Source organism: Marivirga atlantica, from assembly GCF_016734805.1.
GTDB lineage: Bacteria > Bacteroidota > Bacteroidia > Cytophagales > Cyclobacteriaceae > Marivirga > Marivirga atlantica.
Window position 1 is genome coordinate 171,353 of record NZ_JAERQG010000003.1, and the last position, 19,439, is coordinate 190,791.

The window sequence follows — 19,439 nt, forward strand, 5'->3', positions numbered from 1 at the left end:
ACTAATTCAGCTTTATCAAGTCATCAAAGTTACGCCTAACTTGTTTTTCTAGCATTAAAGCCTTTGGAAAAAGCACCTCATTTTCTATCTGAGCGTGAATCATTAACTTCCTTTCAAAACGTTCAAGAGCCGCATAGAGTACGTTGAAATTTAGTTCTCCTTCACTTTCAGGCGGAAACTGCTCCATTATATACCTGATGCCCTTCATTTCATCATCATGCACTTCATGATCCATCGCAAATTTCTGAATATTAAACTTCTGATGCTTATAAAAGAAGCCTGATGGATTTAGCCTCTCATCATTAATCTTCTTTAAACTTAAAATGTAGTCGAATAAGGTATCTTCTTCTTCGTAGATATGGTGTACAAAATCTTCTACAAATAAAGGGAAAATCTCCTGTAGGTCTTTTTGAACACCAAAGTAAGTTTGCGTTGCGGACTGCAGACGATTAATCATTTTAACCAAAAAAGGAAGGTCTTTTTTGATGAACAAATAATGAGCATGCTTCAGGTATTCAACAATTAAATCAATAGGTAGACCTAGTAACTTAAGGTTATCTATTTCCTGGTTTTCTTGTATCTGTTCTAATTCAGCTATTACCTTTTTGCAGTCTAAGCCTTTATGCTTACAAACCTTTTCAAGTGAATCCTCTTCAAACTCATAGTATTCGATCCCTAAATAATACAGTACGGATGCAAATACATAATGCTCTGCCACTAATTCCTTAATCTTCTTTTGTGAGTAATCCACTTTTACTTATTTTACTTTTTGTAACTTGATGTAAGATAAACTTTCGTCATTTTTTATCCAACGAAATCGCTTTTTTCTGCGTTACTTGTAACAAAAAATCTTCAAACGTGAATAAACATAAAAATAGTTCATTTCAGGTACGGTTGCCAATCATAATTTTTTCCACACTTGCCGCAGGTATTCTTATAGGTGCCACTATGGCTAATCCTGAAGGAAAATCAAGCACTGTTTTAGATGGTATAACCAGAATTAAAGAAATATTTCTTCAGATTGATCAAAACTATGTAGACGAAGTAGACAATAACGAAATAGTTAATAGTGCCATTGAGGGAATGCTTGATCAGTTAGATCCCCATACTTCTTACATTCCTGCCAAGGACTTAGAAATGGTTTCAGCTGACCTGAGAGGTAATTATGAGGGAATCGGAATAGAGTTTAACATTTTCAAAGATACACTGTATGTAGTAGCTCCTTTAAGTGGCGGACCTTCTGAAGCTGCAGGTTTGCAATCAGGTGATAAAATCGTTGAAGTAAATGGTGAGAATATAGCAGGTATTAATTTGACTAACCGACAAGTTCATGAAAATTTAAGAGGCGAAAAAGGTAGCGAAGTAGAAGTAACCATTTTACGAAAAAATGTAAAGGATCCTCTTAAATTCAATATTATCAGAGATAAAATCCCTCAGTTTTCCGTGGATGTCAGCTACATGATTGATAACAAAATCGGTTACATTAAAATCAGCAGATTCTCTGCTACTACTTATACGGAATTTAAAGAAGCTTTGACAAAACTTAATGAGGACGGTATGCAAAAGTTAATCCTCGATCTTCAAGACAATCCTGGTGGCTATATGGATAAAGCCATTAGCATTGCCGATGAGTTTCTGAAGGACAATGCGATGATTGTTTATACCAAAGGTAAAGAGAAACGCTACAACTCTGAAGCACGGGCCATAAAAGAAGGCGAGTTTGAAGACAAACCTTTGATTGTACTTATTAATGAAGGTAGTGCTTCCGCATCAGAAATTGTTTCAGGAGCAATACAGGATAACGACAGAGGTTTAATTGTGGGTAGAAGATCTTTCGGTAAAGGCCTTGTTCAAATGCCAATCCCATTAAAAGATGGCTCTGAATTACGCTTAACAATTTCAAGGTATTACACTCCGAGTGGTAGATCAATCCAGAAGCCTTTCGGTGAAGATCCTGATGAATACCGAATGGAAATGAAAGAGAGATATGAGCATGGAGAGTACTTCAATGCAGACAGTATAAGCTTCGTTGATTCCTTAAAATACACTACTACTGATGGCAGAATAGTATACGGAGGCGGAGGTATTATGCCGGATTATTTTATTCCGCTTGACACTACTTACCACTCAGATTATTTAAACAAACTATTCTACAGCAATAGTCTGAGACAATATTCATTTTCTTTCTATGAAGAAAATCAGCAGATGCTCGAAAACATGAACCTGGAAGACTACATCCAGAAGTTTCAAATAACTGATGAGATGATTTCAGAAATGAATGAACTGGCAAAATCTAACGGAGTGGAAGCTAACTGGAATCAAGTAGACAGATCGGCTCCTCTTGTGAAGATATATTTGAAGGCATACATAGCCAGAAATGTTTGGAATAATGAAGGCTTCTACCCTATTTTCAACGAACAAAATGAAATTCTTCAAGGTGCTTTAAAACTTTTTGATAAGGCAGAAGCACTAGCAAAAAAATAATATTATGGCGTATTACGTAAAAATGGGAAATATCCCTCCTAAGCGACACACACAATTCAGACAGCCTGATGGAAGCCTCTATGCAGAAGAATTGGTGAGTTCATTAGGTTTTTCGGGTGTATACTCAAACTTATACCACATCAATCCTCCAACGGAAGTTAAGGAGATAAAAAAATCTGTGCCTTATTCGCAGAAAGTGGATAAGGATTTCCCTTTACAGCAAATCCACCTGAATACTTCTAAAATAAAAGAGACTGGAGGTGACTTTCTTGAAAGTAGAAAGTATCTTTTGATGAACGATGATGTGGCCATGGCGCTAAGCATGCCATCGCGCAAAAGCATGGATTATTATTACAAAAATGCTGAAGCTGATGAGGTGCTTTACATTCATGATGGAAAAGGAACACTTTACTCTCAATTTGGTAAGCTTGAAATTAAAAAAGGAGATTATGTAGTAATCCCAAGAACTACCATTTATAAAATTGAATGGGATTCTGCAGAAATCAGATACCTCTTGATAGAATCTTCCAGCCCGGTAGAAACGGTTAGCCGTTACCGTAATAAACTTGGTCAACTAGAGGAACACTCACCTTATTGCGAAAGAGATATTCATCCTCCTCAAGAATTATATACTGAGGAAAGTAAAGGTGACTACCACGTGAAAATCAAAAAAGGAGGATACATACATAACTATGTTTATGACCACAGCCCTTTTGATATTGTGGGTTGGGATGGCTTTTTATATCCTTATACCTTCTCTATTTATGACTTTGAACCTGTAACAGGACGTATTCATTTGCCACCTCCTGTTCATCAGACTTTCCAGGCACATGGCTTTGTCATTTGCTCTTTTGTTCCAAGGTTGTTTGACTATCATCCGCTTTCAATTCCTGCTCCATACAATCATAGCAATATTGATTCAGATGAAGTTTTATACTATGCTGAAGGGAACTTTATGAGCAGAAAAGGCATTGACAGAGGGTCTTTTACTTTGCACCCTGGTGGTTTGCCACATGGACCGCATCCGGGTACGGTAGAGAAAAGTATTGGCGCTAAGGAAACCAAAGAGTATGCTGTAATGGTGGACACTTTTAAACCGCTATATGTTACAGAAGATGCGAAAGAGTTCCTTGACCCCAACTATCCTATGAGCTGGACTGAGAAGTAACTCTCAGTCCTCAACTTTTTATTAATGATTATTAGAGGCTTTTTAATAACCCTTTTTCTATTTCAATTTACCGCAAAAGCACAAGTACCTGCTCCTCCTAATACCATTCCATTTGATTCATCTCTTTATGTGGATAAATCTGAAGTGGCCAACATTCATTGGTTAGAGTATTTGCACTATGTAAAGAAAGATTCCTCAGATAAATTCTACAAAAGCTGCATTCCTGATACTACATTAATCATTAAATTTTTTCCAAAAGGTGAAGTGTTAAACAACGCTGATTACATTAAAATTAAGGAATTCAGATACTTCCCTATTGTTGGCATCAGCTACCAACAGGCTATCAATTATTGTAAGTGGCGCTCAGAAGCAGTCAATATTAAATGGGCTCAGGAAAAAATAATAGACACATCAGAAGTCAAAGTACAATTTAGACTACCTACCATCGAGGAATGGATTAAAATTGCTTATGCCGGTAATTACTCGGTCAATATTACCGACAGCTTGAGCTGGGAAGAAGATTCCTTATCAGCCATACTTGACAATATGGGGCTACTATCTGATAATACCGATGAAAATAAACTACTCCTCCAATACTTTGATAACAATCCAATTCATCTTGTAGAAAACCTAAAATATAAAAATGTTCCTACAGCATTAAGTGGAAAATTGCCCATGATCTTCCCAGCTACCACAGTTAAGAAAAACGCCAATTATATTTATGACTTAAGGGGTAATGTTAGTGAGATGACACTCACAGAAGGGATAGCAAAGGGAGGCAACTGGAAGAGCACGCCCGGAGAAATTAAACTGATGGATAACGTCAGATATCAGTATCCTTCGGAATTAATTGGCTTCAGATGTGTTTGTGAATTTATAGAAAGGGAATAAACTTGAATTATGCCATTGTAGATATTGAAACCACTGGTGGCTATGCTGCACGTAACCGCATATGCGAAATAGCCATTATCATCCATGATGGAGAAAAAGTGGTTAAAGAGTACCAATCTTTGATAAACCCTGAACGCAGCATTCCAATTGGTGTACAAGCTATACATGGAATTTCAGATACCATGGTAGCCGATGCTCCTAAGTTTTATGAAGAAGCCAAAACCATTCTGGAGCTTCTCGAAGGTAACATCTTTGTAGCACATAGTGTCAATTTTGACTACTCCTTTGTAAAAGCAGCCTTTTCCGATTTAGGATATAATCTGAACTGCAAAAAGCTTTGTACTGTCCGCTTAAGCCGAAAAATACTTCCCGGCTATAAGAGTTACAGTTTAGGAAACTTATGTGAGCAGCGTGGTATTAGAATCCAGGACAGACACCGTGCTTATGGAGATGCTTTAGCCACCGCAGAACTCTTTACGCAGCTTGTTCAGCATGATGAACAACAGATCATTGAGAAATCACTCAAGCGCAATGCTTCCATAGTAAATATTCCTGACAACCTCGATAAAAAGGAATATGATCAACTACCTGAAAAGGCCGGTGTATATTACTTTCTTAACAAGAAACACCAAATCATTTATGTGGGTAAAGCCAAGAATATAAAAAAGAGAATCACTTCTCATTTTGGAGGCAGCAAAACCGAAGTAGCCAAGCAGGCTTTTCAACAAGAAATTTACCACATCGATTACCTCGAAACAGGTAATGAACTGATAGCTTTATTACATGAATCTTATGAAATAAGAAAGAACTGGCCGCGATATAATCGTGCACAAAAGAATAATAATCCGGGCTATTGCATATTCATTTATGAAGATAGATCAGGTTATAAAAGGCTGCAAATTGGTAGAAAGCAGGGTGGGATGAAAACACTTATTCGTTTCACCAATCATGCTACAGCTTTTCATTTCCTTACCACCACTAGCAGAAAGCTAAACATTTGTCCTAAGTTGGCAGGCTACCAAAATAGCACAGGTGCTTGTTTTGATTATCAGGTTGGTACTTGTGAGGGCGCTTGTGTGGGAGAAGAATCACCAGAGACACACAATGATAAAATAGCACAATTTATAGATGCTTGTGATGAAGAAAAAAGAGATTACATTCTAATAGGTGCTGGAAGATCACAGGACGAAAAAACCATAGTAATGGTAGAAAACGGCACTTATCTAGGCTACGGTTTTTTTGAAGAATCTGAAACTGTTAATGATTGGGAAGGATTGAAAAACCTAATTCAAAGATTCCCTGATAACCCAGAAGTCTATAGAATTTTAGCCAGTGATTCTGCTACCAAAGGCAATAAAAAGGTAAAGAAAGATAAGTGGAAAACTGAAGTGGGTAGTTAGGTATATTCTGAGCTCATAGTTTTGAGTTACAAGCTACGAATCTTAAGACTTTATATTTCTATCAGAAATTATTTAGACTTTCTTCATCTTGAAGCGTTTCTTTAAACCTTCAACCTGCTCCTTAAAGTTCTTGTCTACATGCATCATATCATTTACAGATTGTACAGCATGTATTACTGTAGAATGATCTCTCCCTCCAAAATGGTAACCTATAGATTTAAGTGAGTGGTTAGTATGTTCTTTACAAAAGAACATAGCTACCTGACGAGCTATTACGATTTCCTTCTTTCGGGTTTTAGCTTTTAAATCATCAATGGAAACCGCAAAATGTTCAGCGATAGTTTTCTGTATATAGTCGATACCTACCTCAGACTCAATATCATGGACAATATTTTTAAGCGTTTGCTTAGCAAGCTCAAGGTCAATTTCTTTTCTATTAAGTGAAGCATGTGCTATTAAAGAAATCAGTACTCCTTCAAGCTCTCTTATATTAGTATCTATGCTGTAAGCCAGATATTCAATTACATCTTCAGGTATGTTGATACCATCGCTCTCCATTTTATTCTGGATAATGGCAATTCTGGTCTCCAAATCAGGCTGTTGCAAATCTGCAGTTAAACCCCATTTGAATCGGGAAAGCAATCTATCTTCAAGACCTTTCAAATCTCTTGGAGGTCTATCACTTGTCATGATAATCTGCTTACCGTTTTGATGTAAGTGGTTGAATATGTGGAAGAAAATTTCCTGAGTTCTTTCCTTACCTCCTAAAAACTGAACATCATCAATGATAAGTGCATCTACGTGCAAATAGTAATTAGAGAAATCCTGAATCTTATTATTCCTCAGCGCATCAATAAACTGATTGGTAAACTTTTCAGATGATACATAAAGCACAAATTTACCCTCAAGCGTCTGCTTAATCTCGTTCCCAATTGCTTGCACAAGATGTGTTTTTCCGAGACCAACACCGCCATATACCATTAAAGGATTAAAAGAAGTTATTCCAGGCTTTTTGGCTACTGCGTAACCTGCAGAACGAGCAAGTCTATTACAATCTCCTTCAATAAAGGTATCAAAAGTATAATTAGGATTAAGTTGAGAGCTTTGCTGACTTAGATCAATACCGTTAAGCGTAAAAGGATTGGCAAAACCATCAACAGTTTTCTTGGCCTCTTTAGGCCTGTCACTTTTATTGTTGTTTGGCAGGTTAATGGTGAAAGGTTTATAACTCTCATTTCCCCTATCCATAATTACCGAATACTCTAACCTGGCATCTGTACCAAGCTCTTGATGAATGACTTTTCTAAGGATATGCACATAATGCTCTTCTAACCATTCATAGAAAAACTGACTAGGAACCTGTATGGTAAGGACGTTATTTTCCAGCTTTACGGGCTCAATAGGAGAAAACCATGTATTGAAGCTTTGTTCTCCAACGTTCTCCTTAATTGTACGCAGACAATTATCCCACACTGATTTACAGTCTTTTACCATTTATCTTTAAGCCTTCTTGGATTGTATTATGTTCCCGAATTTTTAATGCGGTCGACAAAAATGATAAAAAAATAGAGAACAAAAAAATGCTTTTTTACTTGACACAAGCATAAACAGAATTAGGTCAATTTATGTACTTATATTTCGTAAAATTTCTTTAAAAAATCACATTGTCATTATTAACTATTTCCCTATCAGCCACTTAAACTTTTTAAACCTTTTTTGAAACAGTCTATACCAACTAGCATTTATACAAATGACTTTTATGGTAACAGCCAAATTAACTAAATTAGCAAAAAAATAAGCTTTTTATGCAGCAGGACAATCTCTTTAAAGACTTTCAGCCATCATCAGCAGCTGATTGGAAAGAATTGATAATCAAGGATTTGAAAGGTGCTTCTTTTGAATCGCTCGTAACGCAAACATCAGAAGGTATAGATATACAGCCTTTTTATCATAAAGAGCTTGACAACAATACTATTAACATTGCTAATCCTGCACAGCAAACCCACGAAGCTTTAGCTATCAGGAACTGGATCAATAATTTCGCTATAAAGGTGACTGATGAAAGTGAGGCTAATAAATTGGCATTAGAAGCTTTAAACATTGGTGCTGACGGATTGATTTTCGAGTGCTCGTCAATTCCAGATTTCAAGAAATTATTAAAAGACATACAGGCTGAATACTGTAGCATTTCTTACAAAACGGAAGCTTCTAGTTATGAACTTGCAAAAGCTTATTTTAACTATTTAATAAGTGAAAAAGTTGATTTAAGTAAAATTAGCGGATCCATTCTAACAGACACACTTGAACTTAGAGATGCTGGCGTTGTAGAACTTGCAGAAAGTAATTTTAAAGACTTAGCCAAATTGATTAATTCAATTAAGGAAGTTCAGAATTTTAAAGTTGCTAACATTAGTGCTGATTTATTTCACAATGCAGGAGCTAACATTGTTCATGAACTAGCTTTCACTGTTTCAAAAGCCGTAGAATATTTTGACAAACTCACGGAGGAAGGCCTTTCTATATCAGACATCTTTAAGCATACAGTTTTCTCATTTGCTTTTGGTAGAAAATATTTCTTTGAAATTGCCAAGATAAAGGCATTTAAGATGATCATGATCAAAATAGCCAAAGCCTATGACTATGAGTTAAATCCTGATGATATTTTTATACATGCTGAAGTAAGTAAAAGAACTAAATCAGCTTTAGACTTTCATGTTAATCTTTTGCGCAATACTACAGAAAGCATGTCTGCTATTCTTGCGGGCTGCCAATCATTGTACGTAGCTCCTCATGATGATACCAAAGCAGCTGAAGAGCAAAAACAAACCTTTAAACGTATCGCACTAAATCTTTCCAACATATTAAAGGAAGAAGCTCATCTTGATAAAATCACTGATCCTACGCTAGGTAGCTATTATATAGAATCATTGATTGAAGAAATTGAAAGCAAAAGCTGGGAGGTATTTCTAAGTCTTGAAAAACAAGGATCGTATAGCGAGCTTTTTAAATTACAGCTGGTGAAGTCCTTTATTGATCAGGATGAGAAACTTGGTTCTGACGCAGCACTAGGTAGAAAAGATGCATTTATCGGAGCTAATATGTTCCAAAATGTTGGTGAGCCTTTAAAATTGAAAGCTATACCTACCGAAAGCAGTGATTTTCTAAGTTCAAAGCGTGCAGCCTGGAAAATTGAGAAGTTAAGAAAGCGTACGGAAGACTTTGTTTTACAAAATGGAGAAGATTCACGACCTAAGGCTACAATCATTCTATTTGGAACAGATGCTGTTGCAAAAGCAAAGTCAGACTTCACCTACTCTTTTCTTGGGATGGCAGGTATCAAAATTGAGGAAGAAATTTTCCTGAAAGATTTCGCCAAACTTGAAACAGTTAAAAAGAATCTCAACTCAGATTTGATCATTTATTGCTATAAGGAAAAGCCTGATTTTCATGAAGCAAACTTTAAGCATGACAATGCCAAAATTATGATTGCAGGACAAGAGGCTAATGAAGAGGAAATGTGTTCAAAAGGACTTTATGCCTGCATTCACAGACATTCAGAAGCTTTCAGTTTCTTAAACGATTTATTGAACGACTTAAAGATTACGCTATAATGAGACCTGATTTCAGTAAAGTAGATTCAAAGATTGATATTAAGTCAGTTGAAATAAAAGATAGAAGCAATTGGGAAACACCTGAAGGAATAAGTGTACCGCCATCTATCTCTGCAAACGACATAAAAACGCTTAAGCATCTTAATTTTATAGCCGGTAAAGCTCCCTATCTGAGAGGACCTTATAGTACCATGTATGTGAAAAAGCCATGGACTATCAGGCAATATGCCGGATTCTCGACAGCAGAAGAATCAAATGCTTTTTACAGAAGAAATTTGGCTGCCGGCCAAAAAGGCCTATCTGTTGCCTTCGATTTAGCCACACATAGAGGTTATGATTCTGATCACCCTCGGGTAGAAGGTGATGTGGGGAAAGCAGGAGTTGCCATCGACAGTATTTTAGACATGAAAGTGCTATTTGATCAGATTCCTTTAGATCAGATGTCTGTTTCAATGACCATGAATGGCGCTGTAATTCCGATCATGGCATTTTATATAGTGGCAGCTGAAGAGCAAGGAGTTCCACCAGAAAAGCTTTCAGGGACAATTCAAAATGACATTTTGAAGGAATTCATGGTGCGTAATACTTACATCTATCCGCCCGAGCCTTCTATGAAAATCATCTCTGATATTTTTGAATATACAAGCAAGCACATGCCGAAATTCAACTCTATCAGTATTAGTGGTTACCACATGCATGAGGCAGGTGCTACAGCGGATATTGAATTGGCTTATACCCTTGCAGATGGTTTGGAATACATTCGCGCTGGCTTAAAATCAGGTTTGAAAATCGATGAGTTCGCTCCTCGCCTATCTTTCTTCTGGGCTATTGGCATGAACCACTTTATGGAAATTGCCAAGATGCGCGCAGGTCGTTTATTGTGGGCTAAAATAGTGAAACAATTTGATCCACAGAATTCTAAATCTTTAGCATTAAGAACACATAGCCAAACATCAGGCTATAGTTTAACTGAGCAGGATCCATATAATAATGTAAGCAGAACTTGTGTAGAAGCCATGGCTGCCGCGCTTGGGCATACACAATCATTACACACTAATGCACTGGATGAAGCCATTGCCTTGCCAACCGATTTCTCTGCAAGAATTGCCCGTAATACGCAGCTATTTTTACAGAATGAAACAGGAATCACCAAAACGGTTGACCCTTGGGGAGGTTCCTATTATGTAGAATACCTCACCGATCAATTGGTGCAGAAAGCCTGGAAACTCATTGAAGAAGTAGAAGAGTTGGGCGGTATGGCCAAAGCAATAGAGACAGGCTTACCAAAAATGCGTATTGAGGAAGCTTCTGCCAGAAAGCAAGCACGCATTGATTCAGGCAGAGATATTATTGTTGGTGTAAATCGCTACCAAACAGAAGAAGAAAGTGACATTGAACTGCTGGAGGTAGATAATACGGCTGTACTCAAATCGCAAATTAAAAGAATTGAAAAACTCAAAGCAGAGCGCGACCAGGCAAAAGTAGATGCTTCTTTAGCTAAACTCGAAGAGGCGGCAAAAACTGGTAAAGGCAACTTATTAGCTCTAGCCATAGATGCGGCTAGAGACAGAGCCACTTTAGGAGAAATATCAGATGCTATGGAAAAATCATTTGGAAGGCATAAAGCCACTATCCGATCTATATCAGGCGTTTATTCTGGTGAAGTAGGCACTTCAGATGAATTCAAAGCGGCACAAAAACTAGCTAATGATTTTGCCGAACTGGATGGTAGAAGACCTAGAATCCTTATTGCCAAGATGGGTCAGGATGGGCACGATAGAGGTGCTAAAGTGATAGCTACCAGCTTTGCTGATTTAGGCTTTGATGTAGACATTGGGCCGTTGTTCCAAACGCCTGAAGAAGTAGCAATGCAGGCAGCTGAGAATGATGTTCACATGGTTGGGGCTTCCAGTTTGGCAGCAGGCCATAAAACATTGATTCCAAAGCTAATAGCTGAACTCAAGAAAATTGGCAGAGAAGATATCATGGTCATTGCAGGTGGGGTAATTCCACCAAAAGATTATGATTTCTTGTATGATGCTGGAGTAAGTGCCGTATTCGGGCCAGGAACCAACATCGCTAAAGCAGCAGGTGAAATATTGCAAAAGCTGATGGAAGAAGAGTAAGAAACATAACACCTCTTGTCCATATATTATTAGCTAAGAACAGACTCTCCCTTAGAAAAAGGGGGGACTAAGGGGGATTTTATATTGTATTAATCAATCCTCCCTAACTCCTTCTCCAAGGAAGAGAGTTTGTAAGAAACTTATCCAATTGTTGGTATTATCACCAACAAATACCAATTACCGTCATACCAGAATTTTTTGACCTATTTTTCCAAAGGTCAAAAAATATCAGGTATCTCTTAAACCAATAACCGAAAGTACTAAAGGAGATTCCTGATAAATAAAGTCCTTTAAAGTTTAGCGAAGAGAATCTCTCCCTTAGAAAAAGTGGGATTTAGGGGAATTTTATTATGAATTAATCAATCCTCCCTACATCCTTCTCCAAGGAGGAGAGTTTGTAAGAAACTTATCCAATTGTTGGTATTATCACCAACAAATACGCGCTAACTCTAAGTTTTAACTAATTTCAATCAAACAACTCTTTTTACAATCAGTTAGCTAACAAACCCATAATAAAATGAACAAAATCAAATATTTATTCGGACTCATATCTCTACTGATTATAGCCTGCTCATCTTCTAATGAAGATAAGCCGAAGGAAAATCAGCCAACATCAGCCGAAATACTGGCATCGGATTCAACTTCCAGCAATGTCCAATATAGCGGTGATGAAAGATTAGCCAGCATCAACTTACCAGATGGCTTTCATATTTCTGTATTTGCAGAAGTAGATAATGCACGCTCCATGACGCTCTCTCCCAGCGGAACTTTTTATGTTGGTAACAGAAAAGGAGATAAAGTCTACGCTGTGCGAGATTCCGATAATGATAATATCGCTGATGAGAAATATATAATTGCCGAAGGTCTGGACATGCCTAATGGTGTAGCTTTTAAAGATGGTGATTTATATGTAGCTGAAAACAGCCGCATCATCAAATTTACCAATATTGAAAGTCAACTAGCCAATTCACCAGCTTATGAAGTGATTTATGATAAATACCCTACAGATGATCACCATGGCTGGAAGTATATTGCTTTCGGTCCTGATGGGAAATTATACGTGCCTGTGGGTGCACCTTGCAATATTTGTAACAATCCTGATAAGCCGATTTATGCAAGTATTACTCGAATGAATGCCGATGGTAGCAATATGGAAATATTTGCCGAAGGCGTAAGAAACACCGTAGGTTTTACATGGCATCCTGAAACTGGTGACATGTATTTTACTGACAATGGTCGCGATATGCTGGGTGATAATATCCCTCCATGTGAGTTAAATGTAGCATCCGCTAAGGGACAACATTTTGGTTATCCTTACTGCCATGGTGGAACTATTGCTGACCCACAGTTTGGAGAATTAAGAGGCTGTGAAGAATTCAAAAAGCCTTATAGAAATTTAGGCCCTCATGTGGCACCACTAGGGGTGAAATTTTATACGGCCAATATGTTTCCTGAGCAGTACCAAGATCAGATTTTTATTGCTGAGCATGGTAGCTGGAATCGCTCTACCAAAATTGGCTACCGCATACAAATGGTATCAAACACGCAAGACGGACAACCAACATATGAAACCTTTATTGATGGTTGGTTAGATGATGAAGAACAAGAAGCCTGGGGCCGCCCTGTTGATGTATTGATTGCACCTGATGGAGCAATGCTCATTAGCGATGATAAAGCAGGATTAATTTACAGAGTTACCTACAAAGGATAGAGAAAAAATTCCTGATGAATATAAAGCAGCTAAAATTTTAGCTGCTTTTTTTGTTGGTAGCTGCTAGTTTTCCGTATCATCATTATATTTTAAGCTTATAATTAATTGAACTGAAAACTAATATGATGAATTCACACGAAATTGACTACACCATTCATGGAGATGACATGCAGGTTGTTTCAATAGAATTAGACCCACAGGAAACCGTTATAGCTGAGGCCGGCTCTATGAACTGGATGGACAGAGATATTCGCTTTGAAGCCATGATGGGTGATGGCTCCAAACCAAGTCAGGGCATATTCAGCAAGTTGTTAGATGCTGGCAAGCGAGTACTCACTGGCGAATCTATTTTTATCACACATTTTACCAATGTGGGAGTGGGCAAAAGAGAAGTAAGCTTTGCCGCCCCCTACCCCGGTAAGATTATTCCTGTTGATTTAAGTGAAATGAATAAGAACATTCTTTGTCAAAAAGATGCATTTTTATGTGCTGCCAAAGGAACTGAAGTTTCCATTGCACTCAACAAGAGACTCGGTTCAGGTTTTTTTGGTGGTGAAGGTTTTATACTACAAAAGCTCAGAGGTGACGGACTAGCTTTTTTACACGCTGGTGGCACTGTCATTAAAAAAGAACTGAATAATGAATCTATATTGATAGATACAGGCTGTATTGTTGCTTTTACTGAAGGTCTGGATTTTAATATTGAAAGAGCAGGAAATTTAAAATCGATGTTTTTTGGTGGTGAGGGCTTATTCCTGGCAACACTACAAGGAACAGGAACGGTTTATTTACAAAGCTTACCTTTCTCACGTTTGGCCGATAGAATTATACAGCATGCCCCTAAAATGGGAGGCTCATCAAAAGGTGAAGGCTCTATATTAGGTGGTTTCGGAAGGTTAATTGATGGAGATTAATCACCCATAAATAGCCTAATATTTTACCAGTCATCCTATGACTTCAAGTCATGGGATGAATATTTTATAAACAATCTCCCTGTTGCGTCACATAGGTAAAATATTTAGTTTGCTTTATGTGAATCATCAAATCGATTCAAAGCCTCCATCCTAAACGATAACAAACGCTCACAATCTGTTATTAAAATATAATGCGGATATAACAACTTGCGTTTCTATATTCGGATGTTAGAGTGAATAGAAATATAATTTCTATAATAAATCAGAAAGACAATGTGGCACAATAGAATTTTAATTGCATTTATAGCGTTCATTATAATCTCCTGTTCAGATAGAAAAGCCGAGGTTACAATTGATAACCCAACTGGTTCTAAAATAGTCTTGCAATTTGAGGGAGAAGAACATATAATCGACTCGTTAAGTCAGAAAATCATTTACTTCAAAGTAGGAAAGAATGAAATAACATATAATGATTCTACTATTACATACGATTTAACTGAATTTGATAATGACTACAATAAACCTGATTTCCTACTAAATCCAACCGCTAGCACTTATATACTCGAACAAATCAACTACACAAACCGTAGTCCAAACGGAAATATAGATTTATATAAAGATAAGATTCCATATGACACGATACGTGTTATGAACGCTTTTGATATTTCAGGAAATTATTTGAAGACAAATGACTTTATAATTAGGGAAAAATGGGATTATGGAATTAACGAAAACATCCCAAGAAAACTACAGATAAAAGATGTTAATAAAAATGTATATCGCGTAAAGATCTATAGGGAAGCTGATTTTATTGATAAATTAATGGAGCAAAATAAATAATAAATGCTCTGAAAAAAGGGCTATATAACTTATAAATAAAGTAAAACCTGTTGATTAAAAAATGAAACTTGATATGATGAAATGAAAATCACTCTAACAAATGCTACGAATGAATGGGGTTTCATCGGTCAGGAAATTTTGGTTGCACTTGGAAAGTCCACCACAAGTTTTAAATTTAAATCAAGGCGTGGCTATGTGCGAGATAGGAGGTTAGTGCTTTCTAATCCCCACTCATCATAGCTCAACGTTAAAATCATAACTCAACCTCTCCTAAAAATTCTTTATATTGAGTAAAAGCAATTATTCAAAAACTAAAACTCAATCTTATGCAATTAGGTGCCTTTTCTGTAAGTCTCAATGTCAAGGATATTGAGGCCTCCAAAGCTTTTTATGAAAAACTAGGCTTTAGCGTATTCGGTGGTGACCTCAACATGAAATATCTCATCATGAAAAATGGTGATACGCTTATCGGGTTATTTCAAGGCATGTTTGAAGGCAACATATTAACCTTTAACCCCGGCTGGGATCAAAATGCTCAAACGCTTGATCAATACGATGACGTTAGAGATATCCAGAAAAGCCTAAAGTTAGCTAATATCAAGCTGGAAAAAGAAGCGGACAGCTCCACATCAGGCCCTGAAAGCATTACACTTATTGACCCTGACGGCAATGCTATTTTGATTGACCAGCATATTTGAGTAACAACCGATTGGCAAAAACCTATTGCTTCATATAGGCAAAATGTTTAGTTTGCCTATATGTTAAACCAAAGCCGATACAAAGCCCCTTCACTAAACGACAACAAACGTTTACAAACGCTTACAATCGGTTATCCAAAAAATATAAGCCGGATATAACAACTTTGGTTACTATATTCGGGTGTTATCGGCAATAAACCAAAATGAGAACAGCAACTGCACCTAAAAAAGAGAAGTTTAAGCCAATAGAAATAGAACATTGGGTTGAATCTGACATTAGGTTGAATGAAGAAGAGTATCAGAAAGTCCTGCTTGGTTTAATGCCTGACTCCATGGACGATAAATGGTACATCTTTTTTGATGATAACCAATTACATATGCATCGTTCTTGGACAGGAAAGGAAATATATCGAGCCGAATTCCACCAAGATGGTGATTATTACTTAGCCCATGGGTTCTTTGTCGAAAGAAATAATGAAGTGTACAAAAATGAAGATGACTCAATAGATATTAAACTTTTTAATAATCTCTTAAAACATCTAAAGGATAGGAAGCTATGGAATCATCCAAAAAACGCTATTTTGGGATTAATTGTAGGTGATGCTCTTGGAGTACCAGTCGAATTTCAAAATAGAGAATCCCTTTCTAAACGCTCTGTTAAAAAGATGATTGGATATGGGACACATAATCAACCTGCAGGTACTTGGTCTGACGATAGTTCTCTAACATTATGTTTAGCGGATGAACTCACAAAAGGGTTTGATCTTGATAAAATCGGTAAATCATTTGTTTCATGGCTAGATGAGGGAAGATGGACTCCGTACGGCAACGTTTTTGATATTGGGATTGGAACACGAAAAGCTATAGACAGATTAAGGAAAGGTGAAGTAGCTTATTTGGCTGGTGACTGGGACGAAATGTCTAACGGTAATGGCTCTTTAATGAGAATTCTCCCACTTTTATTTCATATACGGTATTTGCCCATATTAGATAGATATGAAATAACAAGAAAAGTATCAAGCATAACTCATGGTCATGTAAGAGCGGCATTAGCTTGTTTTTACTATCTAGAATTTGCAAAAGTACTGTGTGAATATTCTTTGCCCACCTACGCTTACAAAATGGCAAATATCAGTTTGAAGTATATCGTAGGTGAATTAAATATCAATGAAAAGGAATACGATCAATTTCATAGATTAACAAAAGGAAATATTCATGAATTAAGCCAAAATGAAATAAAGTCTTCAGGATATGTCATTGATACTCTTGAAGCATCAATCTGGTGCGTATTGACATCCAGTTCCTATGAGGAAAGCGTTTTAAAGGCTGTAAACCTTGGTGAAGATACAGACACGACAGGTGCAGTTACAGGTGGATTGGCGGGTTTGATTTATTCAGCGGCAGCTATTCCATTAGAGTGGTTAGACAAGATTCCACGATTGAATGAAATTGAGATAGTAATTGAACAATTAAGGCTAAAGTATAAAGAAGAAAGCCGATAACATTCTGTATAAATCATGGCTAGTTAGTGCTAAATGAAACTATGGTTCTTCGTAGATAGTCCGTCAATCCGCAGGATTGACTTATTGCTGAAAATTAATTTAATAAGCCAATCCCGCGGATTGCCTCGGTAGTTAAAGCAAATTTTTATATTTTTAATCAGCCACGAATTTATACAGTGGCGTTAGGCACAAACTAAAAACAACAAACTAAAATGGACAGACTGACACGATTGACATCTATATTAATTCAATTGCAGTCAAAAAAAATAATTGTTGCTAAAGAAATTGCAGACAGATTTGAAATAAGTCTTAGGACAGTTTATAGAGATATTAAAACATTACAAGATGCTGGAGTTCCGATAGGTTCTGAAAACGGAAAAGGTTATTTTCTAGTGAGTGGTTATCATCTACCTCCAATTATGCTTAATGAAAAAGAGGTGAACACATTAGTAACAGCTGAAAAATTGATACAAAACCAAGAAGATAACTCACTTCAAAGTGATTTTTCCTCACTACTTTTTAAAATAAAATCTGTATTGAGAGAATTTCAAAAAGAAAATTATGAAAAACTAGAAAATAGAATTGCTCCTTCTTATCTGAAAATACCATTTCAAAGTAATTCACTTTCAGATTTTAAAAATGCTATTATCAAAAATGAAATCGTTGAAATAATCTATCATTCTATTCACAAAAAAGAAATATCTAAACGAACAATTAATCCTTTAGGCGTTTACTTTTCAAATAAAGCTTGGATTCTTGTTTCCTTTTGCAACAATAAAAAGGAATATAGAGAATTTAGACTTGACAGAATAACTGATTACAAATTTACTAATAGTAAATTTGAAAATTTAACTGATTTTGACCTCACTAAATATTTTATTGAAAAGTATAAACCAAAGTTGACATAAGGTTGTCATAACTCAACTCTAATTTTGTGCTGAACAAATAAAATATTATGATAATAAAGAACTTTAAAGCATTTAACGGACAACATTGTGAAACTACAACAACTGGAAGCTTATTATATCAACTTGATATTAACCTTTCAGAGCCTATGCTATTCGGACTTGGAGAAGGTTTAGGTTATATTTTTTGGAATATGAAAATTATGGATTTCCCTTTTATTGGAGGTCGAATAAAACCAGATATATTAACAGAAAACATTTGTAGAAACTTGAACCTTAATCTAGAAGTAAAGGAAACTTCATCTATAAAAAAGGCTTGGGAAAATGTTAAAGTAAATATTGTACAAGGAAAAGCAGTCGGTTTGAAACTAGATTGCTATCACTTAGATTATTTCACAACAAAAATTCACTTTGCTGGACATTACGCTTCCATTTATGGTTATGACGAAAAATTAGCATATTTAAATGATACCAATCAACAAGGCAGACAAGCTAGAACAACATTAAAAAACCTAGAATTAGCAAGAAATGAAAAAGGTCCAATGTCTTCAAAAAATCTTTCTTATACTATTTCTAAAAATGAAAAACTACCTGAATTAGAAAAAGCTATAAAAAGTGCAATTCAAAACAATGCTAATGATTTTTTAAACCCTCAAATAAAAAACATTGGCTACAAAGGAATATATAAAACTAGTTCAGAAATTAAAAAGTGGTTTAAAACGAGTGAGAATATTAAAAAAGACTTTCAAACTTCTGCTTCTTTAATGGAAAATGGAGGGACAGGTGGCTCTTTGTTTAGAAACATTTATCGAGATTTCTTAAAAGAAAGTGGAGAATTAATTGAGTCCAATGAATTACTTAAAGCAAGTGAAAAATATGATACAATAGCTAAATTATGGAAGAATGTTGCTGATTTATTTATTAAAATAGGAGAAACAGAAGATATTAAATATGTAAATCAAACCTCTGAAATATTAGTTGAATTATCTGAACTAGAAAAAAAAACTATGGAAGAACTAAAAAAAGCCAGTGCCTAACAATGTGTATAGTGCATGCGGGTTTCAGAGGTTTTCGGGCGTTTGTGGATCGTAAAAACAGTGGCTGTAAATTGACAGTAAATCGCTTCGTAATCCCGCACGACACCATACCATAAAACGTTGTAAGCCATTTGAAAAACGACTGAGAAATA

Annotated in this window: 15 protein-coding genes; 13 read left to right on the forward strand and 2 right to left on the reverse strand. The window is 36.2% G+C overall.

Annotation, left to right across the window (positions count from 1 at the left end; all coding sequences use genetic code 11):
- Position 1 precedes the first annotated feature (1 nt).
- Entirely contained in the window at positions 2-751 is a 750-nt protein-coding gene (locus tag JKP34_RS12460) for an iron-sulfur cluster repair di-iron protein (protein ID WP_201921894.1), read from the reverse strand.
- 107 nt (positions 752-858) lie between these two features.
- On the opposite strand from JKP34_RS12460, the gene JKP34_RS12465 reads away from it, so the two are divergent.
- The 4 genes from JKP34_RS12465 to JKP34_RS12480 are packed head-to-tail and all read left to right on the forward strand — an operon-like array spanning position 859 to position 5,943.
- Complete coding sequence (locus JKP34_RS12465) at positions 859-2,484, forward strand: S41 family peptidase (RefSeq protein ID WP_201921895.1); 1,626 nt, start codon at positions 859-861, stop codon at positions 2,482-2,484.
- A gap of 4 nt (positions 2,485-2,488) precedes the next feature.
- On the forward strand, positions 2,489-3,652 hold the full coding sequence (locus JKP34_RS12470; RefSeq protein ID WP_201921897.1) for a homogentisate 1,2-dioxygenase: 1,164 nt from the start codon (positions 2,489-2,491) through the stop codon (positions 3,650-3,652).
- 24 nt (positions 3,653-3,676) lie between these two features.
- Entirely contained in the window at positions 3,677-4,543 is an 867-nt protein-coding gene (locus JKP34_RS12475) for a formylglycine-generating enzyme family protein (protein WP_201921899.1), read from the forward strand.
- Between the two features lie 2 nt (positions 4,544-4,545).
- Positions 4,546-5,943 (forward strand): exonuclease domain-containing protein, encoded by a 1,398-nt coding sequence (locus JKP34_RS12480; RefSeq protein WP_201921901.1) that lies wholly within the window; start codon positions 4,546-4,548, stop codon positions 5,941-5,943.
- Between the two features lie 72 nt (positions 5,944-6,015).
- Here JKP34_RS12480 and dnaA read toward each other — a convergent pair whose 3' ends face one another.
- Positions 6,016-7,437: a chromosomal replication initiator protein DnaA gene (gene dnaA / locus JKP34_RS12485; protein WP_201921904.1), complete on the reverse strand. Its 1,422-nt coding sequence runs from the start codon at positions 7,435-7,437 to the stop codon at positions 6,016-6,018.
- A 311-nt stretch (positions 7,438-7,748) separates the two neighbouring features.
- On the opposite strand from dnaA, the gene JKP34_RS12490 reads away from it, so the two are divergent.
- The 9 genes from JKP34_RS12490 to JKP34_RS12530 all read left to right on the forward strand — a co-directional run bounded on the left by JKP34_RS12490 (position 7,749) and on the right by JKP34_RS12530 (position 19,287).
- Positions 7,749-9,554 carry a methylmalonyl-CoA mutase family protein gene (locus JKP34_RS12490; RefSeq protein WP_201921907.1) on the forward strand — a complete coding sequence of 602 codons (1,806 nt, stop codon included), beginning with the start codon at positions 7,749-7,751 and terminating at the stop codon, positions 9,552-9,554.
- Positions 9,554-11,680 (forward strand): methylmalonyl-CoA mutase, encoded by a 2,127-nt coding sequence (scpA, locus tag JKP34_RS12495; RefSeq protein WP_201921910.1) that lies wholly within the window; start codon positions 9,554-9,556, stop codon positions 11,678-11,680. The genes JKP34_RS12490 and scpA overlap by 1 nt, the downstream gene beginning before the upstream one ends.
- Before the next feature lie 517 nt (positions 11,681-12,197).
- Positions 12,198-13,391, forward strand: coding sequence for a PQQ-dependent sugar dehydrogenase (locus JKP34_RS12500; RefSeq protein WP_201921913.1), 1,194 nt, complete (start codon positions 12,198-12,200; stop codon positions 13,389-13,391).
- A gap of 125 nt (positions 13,392-13,516) precedes the next feature.
- The gene (locus JKP34_RS12505; RefSeq protein WP_201922870.1) at positions 13,517-14,305 is read left to right on the forward strand and encodes a TIGR00266 family protein; all 789 of its coding nucleotides are present in this window, start codon (positions 13,517-13,519) and stop codon (positions 14,303-14,305) included.
- A gap of 273 nt (positions 14,306-14,578) precedes the next feature.
- Positions 14,579-15,145, forward strand: coding sequence for a hypothetical protein (locus tag JKP34_RS12510; RefSeq protein ID WP_201921916.1), 567 nt, complete (start codon positions 14,579-14,581; stop codon positions 15,143-15,145).
- Between the two features lie 326 nt (positions 15,146-15,471).
- Positions 15,472-15,843 carry a VOC family protein gene (locus JKP34_RS12515; protein ID WP_201921919.1) on the forward strand — a complete coding sequence of 124 codons (372 nt, stop codon included), beginning with the start codon at positions 15,472-15,474 and terminating at the stop codon, positions 15,841-15,843.
- Positions 15,844-16,046: 203 nt separating this feature from the next.
- Positions 16,047-17,345 carry an ADP-ribosylglycohydrolase family protein gene (locus tag JKP34_RS12520; protein ID WP_236664995.1) on the forward strand — a complete coding sequence of 433 codons (1,299 nt, stop codon included), beginning with the start codon at positions 16,047-16,049 and terminating at the stop codon, positions 17,343-17,345.
- 212 nt (positions 17,346-17,557) lie between these two features.
- Positions 17,558-18,253, forward strand: a complete 696-nt coding sequence (locus JKP34_RS12525) for a helix-turn-helix transcriptional regulator (RefSeq protein ID WP_201921921.1) — start codon at positions 17,558-17,560, stop codon at positions 18,251-18,253.
- Positions 18,254-18,300: 47 nt separating this feature from the next.
- Positions 18,301-19,287: a BtrH N-terminal domain-containing protein gene (locus tag JKP34_RS12530; protein WP_201921924.1), complete on the forward strand. Its 987-nt coding sequence runs from the start codon at positions 18,301-18,303 to the stop codon at positions 19,285-19,287.
- The last annotated feature ends 152 nt before the right edge of the window (positions 19,288-19,439 follow it).

What these genes read in the sequence shown, in the direction of transcription:
- dnaA (WP_201921904.1), bottom strand. Translation starts at nt 7,437, where the DNA reads ATGGTAAAAGACTGTAAATCAGTGTGGGATAATTGTCTGCGTACAATT.
- JKP34_RS12470 (WP_201921897.1), top strand. Translation starts at nt 2,489, where the DNA reads ATGGCGTATTACGTAAAAATGGGAAATATCCCTCCTAAGCGACACACA.
- JKP34_RS12515 (WP_201921919.1), top strand. Translation starts at nt 15,472, where the DNA reads ATGCAATTAGGTGCCTTTTCTGTAAGTCTCAATGTCAAGGATATTGAG.
- JKP34_RS12520 (WP_236664995.1), top strand. Translation starts at nt 16,047, where the DNA reads ATGAGAACAGCAACTGCACCTAAAAAAGAGAAGTTTAAGCCAATAGAA.
- JKP34_RS12500 (WP_201921913.1), top strand. Translation starts at nt 12,198, where the DNA reads ATGAACAAAATCAAATATTTATTCGGACTCATATCTCTACTGATTATA.
- scpA (WP_201921910.1), top strand. Translation starts at nt 9,554, where the DNA reads ATGAGACCTGATTTCAGTAAAGTAGATTCAAAGATTGATATTAAGTCA.
- JKP34_RS12510 (WP_201921916.1), top strand. Translation starts at nt 14,579, where the DNA reads ATGTGGCACAATAGAATTTTAATTGCATTTATAGCGTTCATTATAATC.
- JKP34_RS12525 (WP_201921921.1), top strand. Translation starts at nt 17,558, where the DNA reads ATGGACAGACTGACACGATTGACATCTATATTAATTCAATTGCAGTCA.
- JKP34_RS12490 (WP_201921907.1), top strand. Translation starts at nt 7,749, where the DNA reads ATGCAGCAGGACAATCTCTTTAAAGACTTTCAGCCATCATCAGCAGCT.
- JKP34_RS12530 (WP_201921924.1), top strand. Translation starts at nt 18,301, where the DNA reads ATGATAATAAAGAACTTTAAAGCATTTAACGGACAACATTGTGAAACT.
- JKP34_RS12475 (WP_201921899.1), top strand. Translation starts at nt 3,677, where the DNA reads ATGATTATTAGAGGCTTTTTAATAACCCTTTTTCTATTTCAATTTACC.
- JKP34_RS12505 (WP_201922870.1), top strand. Translation starts at nt 13,517, where the DNA reads ATGAATTCACACGAAATTGACTACACCATTCATGGAGATGACATGCAG.